Source organism: Stomatohabitans albus, assembly GCF_036336025.1.
GTDB lineage: Bacteria > Actinomycetota > Nitriliruptoria > Euzebyales > Euzebyaceae > Stomatohabitans > Stomatohabitans albus.
On record NZ_JAYKKE010000001.1, the window covers coordinates 261,075 to 277,411 of the forward strand.

At 53.0% G+C, this 16,337-nt stretch carries 14 protein-coding genes; 1 reads left to right on the plus strand and 13 read right to left on the minus strand.

Annotated features, from left to right (window positions below):
- Window positions 1–3: 3 nt before the first annotated feature.
- From VCU37_RS01045 to VCU37_RS01105, 13 genes are all read right to left on the minus strand, one after another.
- Entirely contained in the window at window positions 4–981 is a 978-nt protein-coding gene (locus tag VCU37_RS01045; protein ID WP_336248778.1) for an AAA family ATPase, read from the minus strand.
- Window positions 974–2,092, minus strand: coding sequence for a DUF4350 domain-containing protein (locus VCU37_RS01050; protein ID WP_336248779.1), 1,119 nt, complete (start codon window positions 2,090–2,092; stop codon window positions 974–976). Before VCU37_RS01050 ends, VCU37_RS01045 begins: the two co-directional genes overlap by 8 nt.
- A complete protein-coding gene (locus VCU37_RS01055) occupies window positions 2,089–2,685 on the minus strand; it encodes a DUF4129 domain-containing protein (RefSeq protein ID WP_336248780.1) in 597 nt (198 codons plus the stop codon). Before VCU37_RS01055 ends, VCU37_RS01050 begins: the two co-directional genes overlap by 4 nt.
- Window positions 2,669–3,634 (minus strand): hypothetical protein, encoded by a 966-nt coding sequence (locus VCU37_RS01060; protein WP_336248781.1) that lies wholly within the window; start codon window positions 3,632–3,634, stop codon window positions 2,669–2,671. Before VCU37_RS01060 ends, VCU37_RS01055 begins: the two co-directional genes overlap by 17 nt.
- Window positions 3,635–3,651: 17 nt before the next feature.
- The gene (locus VCU37_RS01065; protein WP_336248782.1) at window positions 3,652–4,005 is read right to left on the minus strand and encodes a hypothetical protein; all 354 of its coding nucleotides are present in this window, start codon (window positions 4,003–4,005) and stop codon (window positions 3,652–3,654) included.
- A gap of 11 nt (window positions 4,006–4,016) precedes the next feature.
- Window positions 4,017–5,762 (minus strand): phospho-sugar mutase, encoded by a 1,746-nt coding sequence (locus VCU37_RS01070; RefSeq protein ID WP_336248783.1) that lies wholly within the window; start codon window positions 5,760–5,762, stop codon window positions 4,017–4,019.
- Window positions 5,763–5,859: 97 nt separating this feature from the next.
- Entirely contained in the window at window positions 5,860–8,301 is a 2,442-nt protein-coding gene (locus VCU37_RS01075; protein ID WP_336248784.1) for a hypothetical protein, read from the minus strand.
- 54 nt (window positions 8,302–8,355) lie between these two features.
- Window positions 8,356–8,679, minus strand: a complete 324-nt coding sequence (fdxA, locus tag VCU37_RS01080; protein WP_336248785.1) for a ferredoxin — start codon at window positions 8,677–8,679, stop codon at window positions 8,356–8,358.
- An 11-nt stretch (window positions 8,680–8,690) separates the two neighbouring features.
- The gene (pyk, locus tag VCU37_RS01085; RefSeq protein WP_336248786.1) at window positions 8,691–10,145 is read right to left on the minus strand and encodes a pyruvate kinase; all 1,455 of its coding nucleotides are present in this window, start codon (window positions 10,143–10,145) and stop codon (window positions 8,691–8,693) included.
- A gap of 149 nt (window positions 10,146–10,294) precedes the next feature.
- Entirely contained in the window at window positions 10,295–11,575 is a 1,281-nt protein-coding gene (locus VCU37_RS01090; RefSeq protein ID WP_336248787.1) for an ABC transporter permease, read from the minus strand.
- Window positions 11,572–12,780 carry an ABC transporter permease gene (locus VCU37_RS01095; protein ID WP_336248788.1) on the minus strand — a complete coding sequence of 403 codons (1,209 nt, stop codon included), beginning with the start codon at window positions 12,778–12,780 and terminating at the stop codon, window positions 11,572–11,574. Before VCU37_RS01095 ends, VCU37_RS01090 begins: the two co-directional genes overlap by 4 nt.
- Window positions 12,734–14,272 carry an ABC transporter ATP-binding protein gene (locus tag VCU37_RS01100; RefSeq protein WP_336248789.1) on the minus strand — a complete coding sequence of 513 codons (1,539 nt, stop codon included), beginning with the start codon at window positions 14,270–14,272 and terminating at the stop codon, window positions 12,734–12,736. Before VCU37_RS01100 ends, VCU37_RS01095 begins: the two co-directional genes overlap by 47 nt.
- Before the next feature lie 102 nt (window positions 14,273–14,374).
- A complete protein-coding gene (locus VCU37_RS01105; RefSeq protein WP_418896426.1) occupies window positions 14,375–15,472 on the minus strand; it encodes a BMP family lipoprotein in 1,098 nt (365 codons plus the stop codon).
- Window positions 15,473–15,675: 203 nt separating this feature from the next.
- Here VCU37_RS01105 and upp point away from each other — a divergent pair, with 203 nt between their 5' ends.
- Window positions 15,676–16,329: a uracil phosphoribosyltransferase gene (gene upp, locus VCU37_RS01110; RefSeq protein WP_336248791.1), complete on the plus strand. Its 654-nt coding sequence runs from the start codon at window positions 15,676–15,678 to the stop codon at window positions 16,327–16,329.
- The last annotated feature ends 8 nt before the right edge of the window (window positions 16,330–16,337 follow it).

Genomic DNA, 16,337 nt, shown 5'->3' on the forward strand with positions numbered 1-16,337 from the left:
GTGTTACTTGGGAACAGGAACCCCGGAGACTAACGTCTTGAGGACATCTACGGCGGTTGCCCCATCCATCGCCACATCAGGGCGCAAGGTGATACGGTGACGCAAAGTAGGTATCACCATCGCTTTCACATCGTCAGGGGTCACATAGTCTCGATGATTCAACCAGGCCCACGCCTTTGATGCCTTCAACAGCCAAGTGGAACCACGCGGACTGATACCCAGTTGAAGGGATGGCGTGTTACGACTTGCGTTTGCCAAATCGACGATATAGCGAATCACCGACGGCTCAGTACGCAACAACGCAATCTCATCACGAGCGGCGAGCAAATCCTCACGGTCGGCGACGGCCAAAATGCCAGATTCACTTAATTTATGCGGTTTCAGTCCGGCATCATGACGCTCCAACACCTGGCATTCTTCATCTGGTGCTGGATAACCCACCTGAAGCTTAAACACGAAGCGGTCTAACTGTGCTTCAGGAAGAGGATAGGTACCTTCTTGTTCAATCGGGTTCTGCGTCGCAACTACGAGGAATGGGTCAGGCAATGTAAGCGGACGACCTTCGACCGTTACCTGGGTTTCTTCCATCGCTTCGAGGAGCGCTGCCTGGGTACGCGGTGGTGTACGGTTAATTTCGTCGGCTAATAACAAATTCGTAAAGACCGGCCCGGCCCGAAACCGGAACGCTGCTTCCACACTTGGGGCACTCGGGTCATACACACTTTGCCCAAGAATGTCTGACGGCATCATGTCCGGCGTGAACTGCACACGAGTACTGTTCAAACTTAAGGCACTTGCCAGGGTGTTTACCATCAATGTTTTAGCGGTACCTGGAACACCCTCAAGGAGGACATGCCCACCAATCAGCAAGGCGGTAATCATCCCACTGATAACCCCATTTTGGCCGACAATCACCTTGCCCACTTCGTTACGGACATCAGTAATCCTGGCGCGAGGGTCTCGCAGTTCATCACTAATCATTCGGTTGTGCTCCATGCAGTTGGGCTGAGAATGCCGCATCAATATCGGCAATCTTGAGCGTCAGTTCGTATAGTTCCGTCCGTGTTGTCGGGTTTGGACCGAACAACACATATTCAACATCTTTCTTCGGCCAATGCGTTGCTCGGACAACCATATCGATCAATAAAGTTGAATCAGATTCTAAAGCTCCTACCCGAGCCCGGAGGCGTTCGTGCAAGTCTGTACGTGCCATTGTGGCTATTGCATCCAGTTGTTTGCTACTCCATAGGTAATACCCAAAGGCCTGAACGGTTGTTGACCCCGGTAATTGTGTCATCACTCGCTCTTCAATGACGCGATTTGGACGAATGATTCGCCAATACACCAACATGCCGAATGCAAGGAGAAGCTGCGTGATGATCGCCCAAGGTAGGAACTGGATATAGTCACTGAGACTTGGTGGAATCGGGATGTCAAACCCGTCCGGGTTATAACGAATAACTTTGTGGTATTGACGCCCGTCAGTTTCAAGCAGCCGTATCAGCAAAATGGCGTTGTCATTGTGACTGATCGACCTATTCAAGAATGCTTCGCCACCACTCAGGGTGTAGATCGTGCCCTTGCCAATATGTTCACGCAATAGCCACGATCCATCCTGGCCAAAACAGAAGTCTGCATCGGAAAGCAGCGTAGCCTCACCAAATGTGGCTTCTCGAAGATACACCGTTTCTACGTCAGCGAGTTCTGGCCAATCGCAGGTTTTCGGTACTTCAGTGGGATAATGTCGAGTAGTCCTTATATCAACGTGCTCCAACCGAAGCAGCTGGTCATCTGTGGCCTGAACAACCGTTCCGCCTGCTTCAACGTAGGCAAGGAGCGCATCTTCTTGATCGCTATCAATGTATTCACTCAGCAGTAGTACGGGCGCTTCAGGTTGGTCTGGGAGTTTGCGCGTCATCGTGAGTGGCATATCAAAATGATCCAAGAGCTCTACGAGCGCTTTTGCACCTTCAGGTTGGGTGCTATTCACGTCCCAGTCATAAAACTCGCGTATGTCCTTGGGACCGATCCAGAGGACAAATCCGATCAGGGCAAGCAGCCCAACCACAACCAAGATCCATCGATTATTCATCGGCTATGAACCTCTTCAAGAATTGTGCTCCGCCACTGCACCGCACGCGACACATCATCCCCTGTCGCCTGTTTTCCGGCATACATTGCCTGTTCGAAGCGTTTCGTGAACACGGCAAACGCGTCGCCCTTCAGTCCAGCTTCAGCGACAGCCTCACCGGTCGTTAGCCCACGGCGTTCGGTTACTCGCCCCGCAACATCAAGTTCGGCAACCGTACTTCGCCATATACAGCGGAATGCCTCGTGCATATCGCCCTCAGCAACGGCCTGAGTATAGCGCTGCTCCCACTCAGCAGGGGTCAACCCGAGGTCCTCTTCAATGCCCTTGCGTTTGGTGCGTTGAACGGTTCGGATCCGATACACCAAAAAGATGATGATCGCCAAGGCAAGGAGGAATCCAACAATAACCACAATGGATGCCACAACTGTTCGTGGCTCCTCTGGTATGTCTACATCAAAAAGCTTTAAGAAATCCTCAATCCATGTGCCAACCACATCAATGAGCCGCTCGTACCATGCCAGATGAGATCCACGAAACTCACTCCTGGCAAGGATGTCTTCGATGGCTTCTCTAATCTCACTGGCGGGAATCATCCTGGACCCATTCCACCCCTGGTGTAGATACCTCACCCATATGAGGTTCTTCTTGAAGTGCATTGATACGACGTTGTAAGTCCGCACCTTCGGCACGAATCATCACATCTCGGTACAGCAATACCGTACCCATCGCCGTGATTGGTTCGGTGACTAACGCGGCAATAACAACCGCCAGTGACTGCGTTACCCACAGATAGGAATGGGGTATCGACAGGAGTGCACTCGGCACAGCCGCTAAAGCCTGATTGGTAACCCACGTCGTGAACAGTAATGCCAAGGAAACACCAATAATGACGAATCCGGCTTTGGTGAGCATCCGGACTGCGCGACTAATTGCTTGCATTGGTCCCAGCGATTCGGCGAATGCGATGATGGGAGCCAGTGTGGTAACCAATTGCCAGACTAAAGAAATCGGGTAGGCAATAGCCGCGATGATCAACGTAAGAACCAGACCGCCAATAATTGCGGCATCTAACCCACCTTCTAAAAAAGAAAAGAAAAACAGAACAAGCACACCGAAAAGTGGAATGAGCCCTTGAGACAACATCCAAGCGATATAGCTGACGAGGAGTTGTCGCCTTGTCGGAGACTGGAATGTGGTATGTCCACTCACGTAGGAATGGGCTATTGCGATTAACCAGATGCTAAGAACCGGGCGAATAACGCCTACATGGACAATCCACATCCCGATGACACTAGATGAGGGGAATCCTGTGCTCTCATCAATATTTTGGAATGCAAATTGGTAGAACGGTTCGTTTCCCAAGGCATTTTGAAGCAGCAATGTGGGTAGTATCACTACAACCACTGGCATGGTCATTGCCCAGAGATGTTTACGGATTTCACGCACCGTTGCATCCACGATCTCGAATACACCCATAGCTCGGTTGGGTAAGGAACCCTCAAGTGGGCGAGAACGCGGTTTATCTCCGTTGGCCAATGACATAGGTAAGCTCCAACCGATCAACCCTGGGGGTTTGGTTCTTCTTTACCGTTGGAATCAGCACGAAGCAACGAAGGATCAACAGGATCGGGCTTACCTTGGGGTTGGGTTGCAGACGAGCGATAGGTCTCCTTTGGTGTTATCGCATCCACTTGAGCCACTGACGATACCGGTGTGGCCACCGGAGTGGGTGTCACTGGGTTTACCGCCTGGTCTTGTTCAGTGGCCGGCACAACGGTAGCAGGCTGTTTGGCTGAATGGATAAGCGGGCTGGTGTCAGTGTGTGTTGACACATGCACGTCATTGATCTCGCCAGGGAATAGCCAAATGACGGCCCCAATGATGGCAATTCCGACAAGCCAGATGACGATCATTCCGAGTATATTCATGCGGCACTCACTCCGGCCCGAGCCATGGTCACCGCAATGAAATCTTGCAAGATTTCTTGGGCTCGGATGTGTGCCCGTTTACGCGCGGCCCCCGCTTGACCACCTTCTACTGGTTCTACAGCCTCTGCATAGAACTTCAGTTTCGGCTCGGTACCAGAGGGACGCACCATCACCCGGCTGCCATCTTCACAACTGAGTCGAATGAGCTTGGTGGGTGGTAGATCGATAGGTTCCACTGACCCGTCGGCATGCGTAGTCACACCAGCATCATGGTCTGCAATCGCAATAACGGGGCTACCTTCAATCTCTTTCGGCCAGTTTGCCCGCAACCCATCTAACGCCTTTTGCACAAAATCTGCGCCGGCTTCTAATTCCACGTTGTCTTCAACAAGGACGTGTGCGCCATAAGTAATGGCCATTTGGTTGAGGATGCCGTTTAAGCCGATGCCATCAAGTTTGGCCCGTTCAGCCAGATCAGCGATCATCAGGGCTGCACTGATGCCATCTTTGTCACGAACCACATCGGCAACACTTACACCCAATGCTTGTTCATAGGCCAGCACCATATGTTGACCGTTCGCTTCACCTTGTCGTGCCGCCTCAGCCATCCACTTAAACCCCGTCAGTGTTTCGGCATAGGCAACGTCGTAGCTAGCCGCAATTTTGGCTAGCAGTTGGCTGGAAACCACCGTAGTAGCAACCAGCGGTTCACGGTCACCATTGAGTGTGTGTGGGCCACTGATTCGGTTGGCCAAAATATCCTCAGCCAACATCGTGCCAATCTCGTCACCACCAAGGACAACCCACCCGTTCGGCGTAGGAATAGCCGCGCAGATACGGTCTGCATCAGGGTCATTTGCAAGCACTAAATCGGCATCAATCTGTTCTGCCAAGGCAAGCACCATATCCATCGCACCGGGTTCCTCAGGATTGGGGAACTCGACGGTGGGGAAATTCGGGTCGGGTTCAGCTTGTTCAGGCACCACATGCAAGTCGGTAAACCCAGCACGAGTGAAGATCTCTTCAAGGGTTTCTTTACCCACACCGTGTAATGGGGTGTAGGCAATCCGCAAGTTGGCGCCACGGGCACGGTCTGTCGGCGGCAATAGCCCAAGCACGGCATCAATATAGTCTGCACGGATTTGGGGATCCACGGCCTTAATCAGTTGAGACCCTTCTTCACCCATCGGAATGGCGTTTAGATTCTCAATCGCCTCCATGCCTTCAGTGACCATGGCATCAACGGGTGGAATGATCTGGGCACCTCCATGCCAGTACAACTTGTAGCCGTTGTCTGCAGGTGGATTATGGCTGGCGGTAATCATCACCCCGGCTTGAGCATTCAATTTGCGCGTCGCCCACGCCACAAGTGGTGTAGGCACTTTATCCGGCCAGGTCATTACGAACAGACCGGCCCCAGCAAGCACCATTGCGGTATCTGCGGCAAACTCTGCCGACATATGCCGGTGGTCGCGGCCAACTACAACACCTTTGCCAGGTACATCTTGTTTAGTCAAGATGTCACCCAATGCTGCGCTAATTCGGCGTACCTGTGCCCGATTCATGCGGTTTGGGCCAGGGCCAAGAGCACCACGCATACCTGCCGTTCCAAATTGAAGTTGTGACCCGAATCGGTCAGCTAAGCCAGGCGTATCACCCAAGTCAAGTAACGCTTGGGTTTCCTCGCGCGTTGCGGGATCTGGATCAGCCGCCATCCATGCGCGCGCATTCGCTTCTAACATGCTCAACCTCCGAATACCGTGATAGACCACGTACCGTACCCTATGCGTTTTCCAACGCCCTGATACTCCACCGGGTGTAGTGCCACTAAATGCGTCCTCATCCTAAGTCGTTAGAGACGTTTCCTGTGGATTCATTATCGTCAGTTTCTTCCATAAAACTAACTTCTGGAATGTCATCATCGTCAACTACATCATCATCGTCAATACCGGCATCATCATGATGCGGTTCTCCGTCACGACGTTTCCTCCGACGGCGAACAACTTTCGTTTTACTCCGCTTAGGGATTGATGACCCGATAAACATACTCAGCCCACCAAACCCCAGAACTCCAGCAACTGCTGCCACTATTATCCATCCATCAACAGGCAGACCAAGGGAGCCAATGGCGTTTTGGAATGGTGGCCACGTTGTAAACAGGTAGACGACACCTGCCGCCAAAGCCACGGCGATAAGACCAGCAACTTGCCCAAATCGGTTTGCTTTCGGGCGTTTAGGTCCATAGTCAGCATGTGCCCACGTACCTTCATCAAGCCCATCCCATTCCGGGGCCGGGGAAGGCCCATCAGCCATAAATGCCGTGGCATCACCCAATTGGGTTTGGGTTGGTGATGGTGTTGTTGTTATACCCCGCGGACTTACCGAAATACCGCCAAAACCATGGAGGTCATGGTCTGTGTCATCATCGTGTGCGCTATTGGCCCAAGGCGTTGTTCTAAACGCTCGGTCAGCCATCCCAGGAATCCAGACCGCAGCCGGAACGGGCATTTGTGCCGCTCCAACCTCATCAATATCTTCCTCGTACGTTGCGGTGACGGCTTCATCATTCGTGAGATGGTCACCAGAAGTGGATGGCCGCTTTCGTGTGGTGGCAGGATCTGGGGCATCCGCGAGTTCAAACCGTCCACCGAGTGGCACTGGGCTGGCAGGAACCTGCAAAACATCATGGCCACCCGCAATCCAAGCAACATTCAAATCTGATAGGAACCGCTTAACGGTCGGTGACGCGGCGGCTGGTAACGCCTCTGGTGTTGGAGTGCCTGGCTGCTGATCAAGCTCAGGAGGGGTTGAGCTGGGGGCACCGTGTTCAGTTTGGTGTATTTGGGTCAGTATGGCATCTAGAGGAAGCTGCTGCGTATCATCACGTTCATCCGCTGTGATGTCCTCGCTGCTGTTTTCGTTTGATACGCCATCACGGTTTGGTGAACCCGGGTCGTGTACGGCCCCCACTAATTGACTGCCGTCGGATGTACGCACTGGATTTGGTGTTGCGGTCTTAGGTTCAGGTTCTCGCATCAAAAGAACCTGCGGTGGGTATTGGGCCTCACTGAATGCGTCGAAGAGCTCCGTATCGTCAGCGGGATCCTCATCGCGTGTGGCTGGTGCCTCAACTACCGCCTCAGGAGCAGGGGCTTGGTCTACTTGGTCTTCGTATTGCAGGTCATCACCACGTGCTGACGCTGCCATGAGCGCCGCAGCAAGCGCTTCAGACTCCACTTGTCTCGCATGATCTTGAGCGTTTGGAATAAGACCGGTCGCTTGAGCGTCGGTGATTTCTGTACCTTCATGCTCACTCACGGCTGGCTCAGCTATGTCTGGTTCGTCTTCATCTAGTGCCAGCAATGACGCAACAGATACTGGCTGACTGTCAGTACGAGGATTCCACGGGAACGATGGCGACGACGCTTCGATATATTCGGGTGCGAGTGCAAGATACGGGTCAAATGCTTGTGGCGCCGCGTCGTGCTCGTCAGGGTCGTCTTGGCCAAGGAGATCAATAATAGGATCAGACGAGACGGTGCCCTGGTCGTCAAGCTCAACGGGTGCGTCGGCATACCCGTCAGCCACGTCGTGTGCTTCGTGGTCATCAGCCCGCAGAGGCTCATCAGCCTGCTGTGACGCATCAACTTCCTGTGACGCATCAGCTGAGGACAGGGTGGACACCACATCTGATGCGATAGGAGGTTCAAGCGGTTCTGCTTCAATCACTGTATCGGCCGACGATTGATCGACCGGAGCCAATGCCGTGTCATGGACTCGTTCAGATACGGTAGAGGTAGGTGTGTCCTCCGTCGGCGGTATCGGTGGTTGTGTTGCTTCTGGCTGGGGCCGATAGGCCGGCGTAATGCCAGGGTCTAGAAGGAGGTCACGGTCAAGTTCAAGGTCGGCATCAAAAATTATCGGACCATGATCCAAGCGGCCGGTTGGCACCGGACCGACCGTTGCGTCAATCCCTGGTACATCAGCCCACGCCGATTGCAGCCTTGCCGCCGTAACTGTAGGGGCTTCCTCAAGCACTGCCGCCGCATCTGCCAGGGGAAGTTCAAGCTCCTCGATGAGGACAACTGCAGCGTCATCACGGTTCATGTCACCCGTTAGTTCAAGCTCTTGCTGGGCCAAGTGAAGGAAACTCACAAGATCCATTTCTTCCATTTCACTTGACACTTCAGCAATGCGATCAAGCAGTGGCTCAACCTGACCGGCAGGGATAAAAAACCCTAGGTAGGTCGCAAGCTGCGTTTCTGGAAAAATCACGGGCATTCACCATGGGTCCGATAGCGCAGCGGGCAGGTTACCCTGCCCGCTTGAATCGGATTAACTGTCTTTCTCAAATAGCGTGACGAATTCAACGTCTGCGTCCTGAGGCCCTGTTGCGGCAGCACCACCTGGGCTGCCCAGGCCAGTGACCTCGAAGAACTCTGCATTTAGTTCAATGAAATTCGTCTCTTCTTCAGGTACATCATCTTCGTAATAAATGGCCTCAACCGGACAGACAGGTTCGCACGCTCCACAATCGACGCATTCATCAGGCTGGATATACAGCATCCGATCGCCTTCGTAAATGCAGTCCACAGGACATTCATCTACACAAGCGCGATCCTTTTCATCAATGCATGCGGAGGTGATGATATAGGCCATTACATAGTCTCCTAGGAATTGATCCGATCACCAATACGGTGTACCCAAATACGACTCGTTCCACCGGAGGCACCGGGAGGCCCAGTTACAAGAACAACCACGTCACCTGGCTCGACATAGCCGCGATTAATCAAATTCTCTTCGGCCATTACAAGCAGCGCAGTCGCGTGATCGCGCATGGGTACCACAACAGATTCGGTACCCCACATCAATGCCGTCCGGCCTTTAACTTCCTGGTCGATGACCATACCAACGAGTGGCATACGGGGACGGTTCTTACTGACAAGCTGCACACTCCACCCTGAAAGGGAGAACACCGCAATAGCCTTCGCATTGACCGCATTGGCCAATTCAACCGCATGTTGGCTAACCAAACGACCAGTCATCGTGGGGTCATTGCTTGGCACAGCCCGTGCAGGAGTATGGTGCATATAGTTGGGATGACTTTCGGCAACCTCGGCAATACGCGCCATCGTCTTAACCGCTTCAACCGGGTAGGCACCTGCCGCCGTTTCACCACTAAGCATCACCGCATCCGTACCATCAAAGATGGCATTGGCGACATCTGAAGCCTCGGCACGGGTGGGCCGCGGGTTACGAATCATAGAGTCCAGCATCTCAGTCGCGGTGATTACCGGGCGACCGGCTGCATTGGCTTTGGTAATGATTTCTTTCTGGATAGCGGGGACACGTTCAGGGCCAATCTCAACACCCATATCACCACGTGCGACCATGACCGCATCGGTGACATCAATAATTTCGTCCAAGTTTTCAATAGCTTCAGGGCGTTCCAGCTTGGCGATGATGAGCTGATTGCCACCGTATTGGCGAACAAGCTTCTGGGCTGACCGAATATCACGCGCAGAACGCACAAAGGAAAGGGCCACCCAGTCAACCCTTTGTTCAACCATGAACTTCAGGTCTTCAATATCTTTTTCTGTCAACGATGGAGCACTCACCGCCACACCCGGAAGGTTCAACCCCTTGCGGCTCTTCGCCAACCCACCAACAACAACACGAGCACGCACCGCATTGTTAACAACCTCAGAGACAACAAGACGTAAGGAGCCGTCGTCAATGAGCAGCATGGACCCAGTATGAACATCACGTGCTAACGCTTCGTAGACAACCGGAATAGCGACAAGGCCGTCTTTTTCATAGGTATCAAGGGTTTCAACGCCTGGGAAAATCCAGACTTCTTCGCCCTCAACCAGTTCCAGACCCGGATCAGGCACCAACCCCAATCGAATCTTGGGTCCTTGGAGGTCACCAAGCACCCCGACAGTTCGGTTTAATTCCTCACCGATCTGACGAACAAGCCGGATGCGTTCAGCGTGGTCCTCATGGGAACCATGGCTGAAGTTCATGCGCAGAACGTCAGCTCCAGCCTTGATAATGCCCTTAAGGCTTTCATAATCACTCGTAGATGGACCGACGGTTGCGACGATCTTTGCGCGACGTGCCACTCATGGCTCCTTTGTATCGAAATCAGACATCAGGCAACGGGGCCCGACCACTCGACCCAGCTTAATACGCCTGTGGGACATGTGTTCATCATGCCCCACAGGCAGCCAATGGGTGAACTATCCCTCAATCGGTGCCCGTTGCTGCTGGATTAGTGCCCGCTCTTATAGGGGATATTCTCAGCCGCGGGTGGGGTGACCCGTCCGACAAATCCAGCCACGGCCAAGACGGTTACCACATAAGGAATCATTAAGAGGAACTGGCTCGGAACCGGCGCTCCGATAATGGACAGGGTATTGGCAATATTGCGGCTGAATCCAAACATCAACGCTGCCACAAGCGCACCCATCGGGTTCCAACGGCCGAGGATCATGGCAGCGAGGGCGATATACCCGTTGCCGGCCGTCATCTCCTTGCCGAAGGCAAGACCAGAACCAATGGTGAAGTAGGCGCCACCTAGGCCAGCCAAGGCACCACCAAGAATCGTGTTTATCCACCGTGTCCGGTTCACATTGATACCCACCGTATCGGCAGCCCTGGGGTGTTCACCTACGGCACGAAGCCGTAAACCCCATTGGGAGCGGAAGAGGTAGATCTGAAGCAACACCAAGAAGACGTAGCCCAGGTAGACGAGAATCGTTTGGTTAAAGAGCACTGGCCCCAAGATCGGGATCTGACTCAGCAGCGGAATAGCGATATTCGGGAGACGCATCCCGGCATTTAAAAACGATCCCGCCTCTGTGAGAACGGTTGAGAACAAGAAGCTTGTTAGGCCCACCACAAGGACGTTTAACACCACCCCAACGATGATTTGGTCAACCTCGTGGTTGATGGCGAACCAGGCTAAAAGCACCCCGATCAAGGCACCAGCAATAGGGGCACCAATCAGCCCCACCCAGGTCGTATGAAACAGGTTGGCTACTACCACGGCGACAAACGCCCCGGCGAGGAGCTGCCCTTCAATGGCGATATTCACAACCCCGACTCGTTCACAGACCACCCCAGAGAGGGCACCAAATACGAGAGGAACACTGAACCCGAGCCCTCCGGCTAACAGGCTCGTAACAGGAATCACCGCGTTTCGCCCGGCCCCAGACCACACCAAAAAGGCAAGAATAAATCCAACGGTGAGTATCACCCAGGGCAATACCTGAACCGGTTTGCGAGCCTGGGCACGTACCCAAGCAAATGCGGTGAACCCAGCGGGAATAACGAGCAGACCGAGTAGCGTTTCTCGGGCGGGAACCCCTATGCGCAGTTCAGGCAGCCACGTACCACCCGCACCAAGGTTCAAAAAGGTTTCCCCACTGGTGTACATCGCCATGAGCCCGATCAGGACGAAGGCAATGCTGCCGGTTACTAATCCACGCAGAGGGAGCGGAATATGAACATCATCGAGGGTGGTTTCTGGTGTTACCGATACAGCACTCATGATTTCTTCTCCGCACGCATAAAGGGAATGGCCGCACGGACTAGGGCCGGTGCAGCAATCAACAAAACGATCACACTTTGCAGAACGAGCACAATGTCAATAGGGGTGTTGGCGGCGGTTTGCATCAAGAAGCCGCCTGCCTTGAGCGCCCCAAAGAGGACGCCGGCAAGTGCAGTACCAACGGGTCGGTTACGCCCCAAGAGCGCCACGGTGATCGCATCAAAGCCAATCGAACCAGCAATACCGGATTCGAGGCGACTCTCGGTTCCAAGAATCAGCGTTCCTGCAGCTAATCCTGCAAGGGCACCACTGATCATCATCGTTCGAATGGTTACCATACCAACGCTCATCCCAGCGAACCGAGCTGCTTCCATATTGTGCCCTACGGCTCGAATTTCAAAGCCAATCGTCGAACGCTCAATCAGCCACCACACGACTGCAGTGGCAAGAAGGGCCACAAGGAAGCCTGCGTGGAGTCGGAATGGTGGCCCTATAAGGGCTGGGAATTGTGCACCTTCCAACACTGGTGGACTTTGTGGATTCGTTGATCCGGGGACCAAGAAGGTGGGGAGGGTCAGTAGCCAACTCAACAGAAAAAGTGCAACCGAGTTCAACATAATCGTTACGATCACTTCGTTGGCGCCGGTTTGGGCTTTTAAAACACCAGCAATACCAGCCCAGATAGCCCCACCAAGAATAGCGCCCAATAGGGCTGCAATTAAGTGGACACCAGCAGGCATCGGTATAGCAAATCCGACATAACCCCCGAGTGCTGCACCCATGAGCATCTGGCCTTGGGCCCCAATATTAAATAGTCCTGCTCGGAACCCGACGGAAAGCCCCAGACCGGCACAAATAAGCGGGGTGGCAAAAACCAACGTTTCCGTAAATGGTCGGACGGCGCGCTGCCAGTTCGGTGCGTTGAAATCAAATACTGACCCACGAAACATTGAGACGTAGGCATCAGCTACCGAATGCCAAATCGCCATCAATGTATCGGTTGGGCGGGCGAAGAAGTAACCGGATGCACGTTGTACTTCCAGATTGGTCGCCGCAATCAGTACGGCTCCTATCCCGAGTGCAATCACAACCGCAGCGATACTTAACCCTGCTTGGTCAAGCCATACTTTCCAGCGACTGTGTTCTGGTTGGGCAAGGTCAGTCACGCTTCCCACCGTTCCCTTCGACTGCTTCAATCGCTTCATCTAACGGCACCCCCGCCATCATCAAGCCAAGGATGTCACGATCCGTGTCTGGGCCAACCTCGCCCACAATACGCCCGCGGTACATCACGACAATGCGATCAGATAGTTTCAAAATCTCATCAAGTTCGCTACTAATAAGCACGATTGGTTTGCCGGCATCTCGCTGGGCAACAAGCTGGGCATGGATGAACTCAATGGACCCAACATCAACCCCACGGGTGGGCTGATTAGCAACAAGCAGCGTGATGTCATTACCGAGCTCACGTGCCACCACAACCTTTTGCTGGTTACCTCCACTCAGGGTACCAATCGGGTCGGTAACAGATCCCAAGCGCACGTCGTAAGTTTCTACCGTTGCATTGGCATGCGCATTCAATTTTTCGGGACTAATCGTTTTACGGTCAGCAAAATGCCGGTAAGTATTGAGAATCAGATTCTCCGCAACGGACATTTCTTTTACCATCCCGTCAACCGTCCGGTCCTCTGGGATGAAACGTACACCACCATCAATATGGCTACGCACGCTCATATTCGTAATGTCCTTGCCATGTAATCGGATTCTCCCCCCTTCAGCATTTTCGACCCCAAGCAGCACCTGGGCAAGTTCGGTTTGCCCATTTCCTTGTACCCCCGCAATCCCAACGATTTCTGAAGCGCGCACATTCATCGATGCATGGTCAACTACAAGCTGACCGGTTTCATTCAGCACACTGAGATTGTCAATCTCAAGTACAACGTCACCAGGTTCAATAGCGGACCGTACCCCCTTGAGGTCTACCGGGCGTCCAACCATTGCCGCAGCCAGATCTGCTTCGGATGTGCTTGGTTCAGCAGTCCCAACAACCTTACCGCGACGAATAATCGTAATTCTGTCGGCAACCGCACGGACTTCACGCAATTTGTGGGTGATGAAGATAATTGAGGTGCCATCGTCGGCAAGCTGCCGCATGATCGCCATCAATTCGTCAGTTTCTTGAGGGGTGAGTACTGAGGTTGGTTCATCAAGAATGAGTACCTTGGCATCTCGGCTCAACGCTTTGACGATTTCTACTTGCTGTTGGGCACCAACGGGTAGATCTTCAATTAAGGCATCGGGATCTAAGGAAAACCCGAACCGGTTGCTCACATCAAGTACCATTTGACGGGCTTGCTGAAAATCAATCAGTCCAGCCCCCTTCATTGGCTCGTGACCGAGTGCCACACTTTCAGCAACCGTAAACACAGGAATTAGCATGAAGTGCTGGTGCACCATGCCCACTCCGCGGTCCACTGCATCACCAGGGCCAGCAAACACTACGGGTTCGCCATCAAGCAAGATCTGTCCGCTATCGGGCTTATATAAGCCGTAGAGGACATTCATGAGCGTTGACTTACCCGCCCCGTTTTCGCCCAGTAATACGTGGATTTCTCCCGGTTCGACGACCAAATCTATGTTGTCATTCGCAATAACGGGTCCGAAGCGTTTCCCGATACCGCGTAGTTCGAGTTTCATCCAGCTCTCCTGTTGCAAGGCTTACACGAATGATACAGGACCATAAAAAACGCGAGCACGTTTGTACTCGCGTTAGGTCTGCTCCAGCGTAATCAGTAACGATTACTTCGGCGCGTTCGGGCTCTCTACCTTGAGATCACCCTTGATGATTTGTTCTTCTAGCTTCTTGACCCCATCCTTCACTTCCTGTGGAACCTGGCTATCAAAGTCATAGAAGGGAGCCAATGACACACCACCGTTTTCCAGGGTGCCCACATAGGGTTCATTTGTGAACTGGCCCTTGGCGGCCAAGGCGACGGTGTCAGCAACTGAGGCATCAATTTTCTTGAGCACAGAGGTTAAGATCACATCTTTGTGTTCAGGTGCGCTCTGATTGCCGTCAGAGTCAACCCACACGACCATCGTTCCCTCGTGCGCCTTTGCGGCAGTGGCAGCACCGTTAGCAAGGGGACCTGCCACCGGCATAATAATGTCAGCACCTTGGCTAATGAAACCTTCAGTGATGGTCTGGCCTTGAGAAATCTCATCGAAGGTTCCAGCAAAGGTGCCCTTCTGTTCTGCCTTATCCCAGCCGATGAGCTTGACGTCTTTGCCGAACTCTTCGTTGTATTTGGCCACACCATCAGCAAAGCCATCCATAAAGATTTGAACACTGGGGATAGGGAGGCCACCAAAGGTTGCGACAGCGCCAGTCTTTGTTGTCCCGGCGGCCACGTACCCTGCCAAATAGGAAGCTTCTGCGGTATTAAACAGTAGGGGCCGGGCATTGTCGAAGGTGACGGCATTCCCACTCGCATCTGTAAACGATGAGTCGATTAATGCAAATTCGGTCTCTGGATTGTTTTTTGCGGCTTCTGCAATGGGTTCAGCCAATAAGAAACCAACACCGATGGTTAACCCACAACCACCTTGGATCATAGAATCCACGTTGGGTGCAAAGTCTGATGTTTGAGTGGATTCGGCAGTGTTGCTCTTGATACCCAAGTCAGCAACGGCTTGGTTCAACCCTTCATAGGCACTCTGGTTAAAGGATTTATCATCCCAGCCACCCGCATCAGAAACGAGGCAGGCGAGAAAATCCTTATTGACATCGCCGTCAGCAGTAGTTGCTGACGTACTTTCGCTGCTGCCACCTGCCGCGGTACTTGCACTTTCAGTGGGGGCAGCGTCGGGGGCTTGTCCGCAAGCGGCAATAGCCATTGCTAGGGCAGCGAACAGGGAAATAGAACGGAATTTCACAAAAGCTCCAAAAATTAGGTGATCGTGAACCGCGCTGATTGATGCGGTTCTGTCCTCTCAGCACATGCGGTATTAGCCGCTAACCGTCATAGTAACCGGCAACCATCCGAAGTGGTCAAAAAATAGGACACTATGGTTGTGCAAAACTACAAAAAGGTGAACCGATGCAAAACTCACGTTTACATGTCAGTACTCATCCCCTGTCTGGGCATTTTCTTACCGATTTGCGCTCAACATCGACCACCCCTGAACGGTATCGGGTACTCACCCATCGTCTAACCTCAGTTTTAGCGCTTGAAGCCACCGCAGGGATGGATGTTCGTGACGTCCCAGTCACTACACCACTTCAAGAAACAACAGGGCATTACCTTGCCCAACCGATTGTTGCGGTTCCAATCCTGCGTGCAGGATTAGGCATGTTGGATGCCATTACTGAACTATTCCCAGCCGTGAGTGTGGGGTATATCGGGTTGGAGCGGAACGAAGAAACCTTGCAACCCACTGAGTACTACTTCAAAGCGCCAGCCCTTGATGGTGCCCATGTATTGATGATTGACCCCATGTTGGCTACTGGTGGCTCAGCAGCTGTTGCGGCAAAACTCCTCCGTAACCAAGGTGCAGCCACACTCAGCTTAATCTGTGTCATTGCCGCCCCTGAAGGTGTTGACAAGTTACTTTCTGCAGATGACGGCATCGAAATCTATACCGCCAGTTTGGACGACGGACTCAATGAGCGCGGCTATATCTTGCCTGGTCTCGGTGATTACGGCGATCGTCTCTTTGGAACGGAATTGATTGGTACTGGCTTAGTAAGCTGAGGCGAATC

What these genes read in the sequence shown, in the direction of transcription:
- VCU37_RS01045 (WP_336248778.1), bottom strand. Translation starts at nt 981, where the DNA reads ATGATTAGTGATGAACTGCGAGACCCTCGCGCCAGGATTACTGATGTC.
- VCU37_RS01050 (WP_336248779.1), bottom strand. Translation starts at nt 2,092, where the DNA reads ATGAATAATCGATGGATCTTGGTTGTGGTTGGGCTGCTTGCCCTGATC.
- VCU37_RS01055 (WP_336248780.1), bottom strand. Translation starts at nt 2,685, where the DNA reads ATGATTCCCGCCAGTGAGATTAGAGAAGCCATCGAAGACATCCTTGCC.
- VCU37_RS01060 (WP_336248781.1), bottom strand. Translation starts at nt 3,634, where the DNA reads ATGTCATTGGCCAACGGAGATAAACCGCGTTCTCGCCCACTTGAGGGT.
- VCU37_RS01065 (WP_336248782.1), bottom strand. Translation starts at nt 4,005, where the DNA reads ATGATCGTCATCTGGCTTGTCGGAATTGCCATCATTGGGGCCGTCATT.
- VCU37_RS01070 (WP_336248783.1), bottom strand. Translation starts at nt 5,762, where the DNA reads ATGTTAGAAGCGAATGCGCGCGCATGGATGGCGGCTGATCCAGATCCC.
- VCU37_RS01075 (WP_336248784.1), bottom strand. Translation starts at nt 8,301, where the DNA reads ATGCCCGTGATTTTTCCAGAAACGCAGCTTGCGACCTACCTAGGGTTT.
- fdxA (WP_336248785.1), bottom strand. Translation starts at nt 8,679, where the DNA reads ATGGCCTATATCATCACCTCCGCATGCATTGATGAAAAGGATCGCGCT.
- VCU37_RS01090 (WP_336248787.1), bottom strand. Translation starts at nt 11,575, where the DNA reads ATGAGTGCTGTATCGGTAACACCAGAAACCACCCTCGATGATGTTCAT.
- VCU37_RS01095 (WP_336248788.1), bottom strand. Translation starts at nt 12,780, where the DNA reads ATGAAGCGATTGAAGCAGTCGAAGGGAACGGTGGGAAGCGTGACTGAC.
- VCU37_RS01100 (WP_336248789.1), bottom strand. Translation starts at nt 14,272, where the DNA reads ATGAAACTCGAACTACGCGGTATCGGGAAACGCTTCGGACCCGTTATT.
- VCU37_RS01105 (WP_418896426.1), bottom strand. Translation starts at nt 15,472, where the DNA reads ATGGCTATTGCCGCTTGCGGACAAGCCCCCGACGCTGCCCCCACTGAA.
- upp (WP_336248791.1), top strand. Translation starts at nt 15,676, where the DNA reads ATGCAAAACTCACGTTTACATGTCAGTACTCATCCCCTGTCTGGGCAT.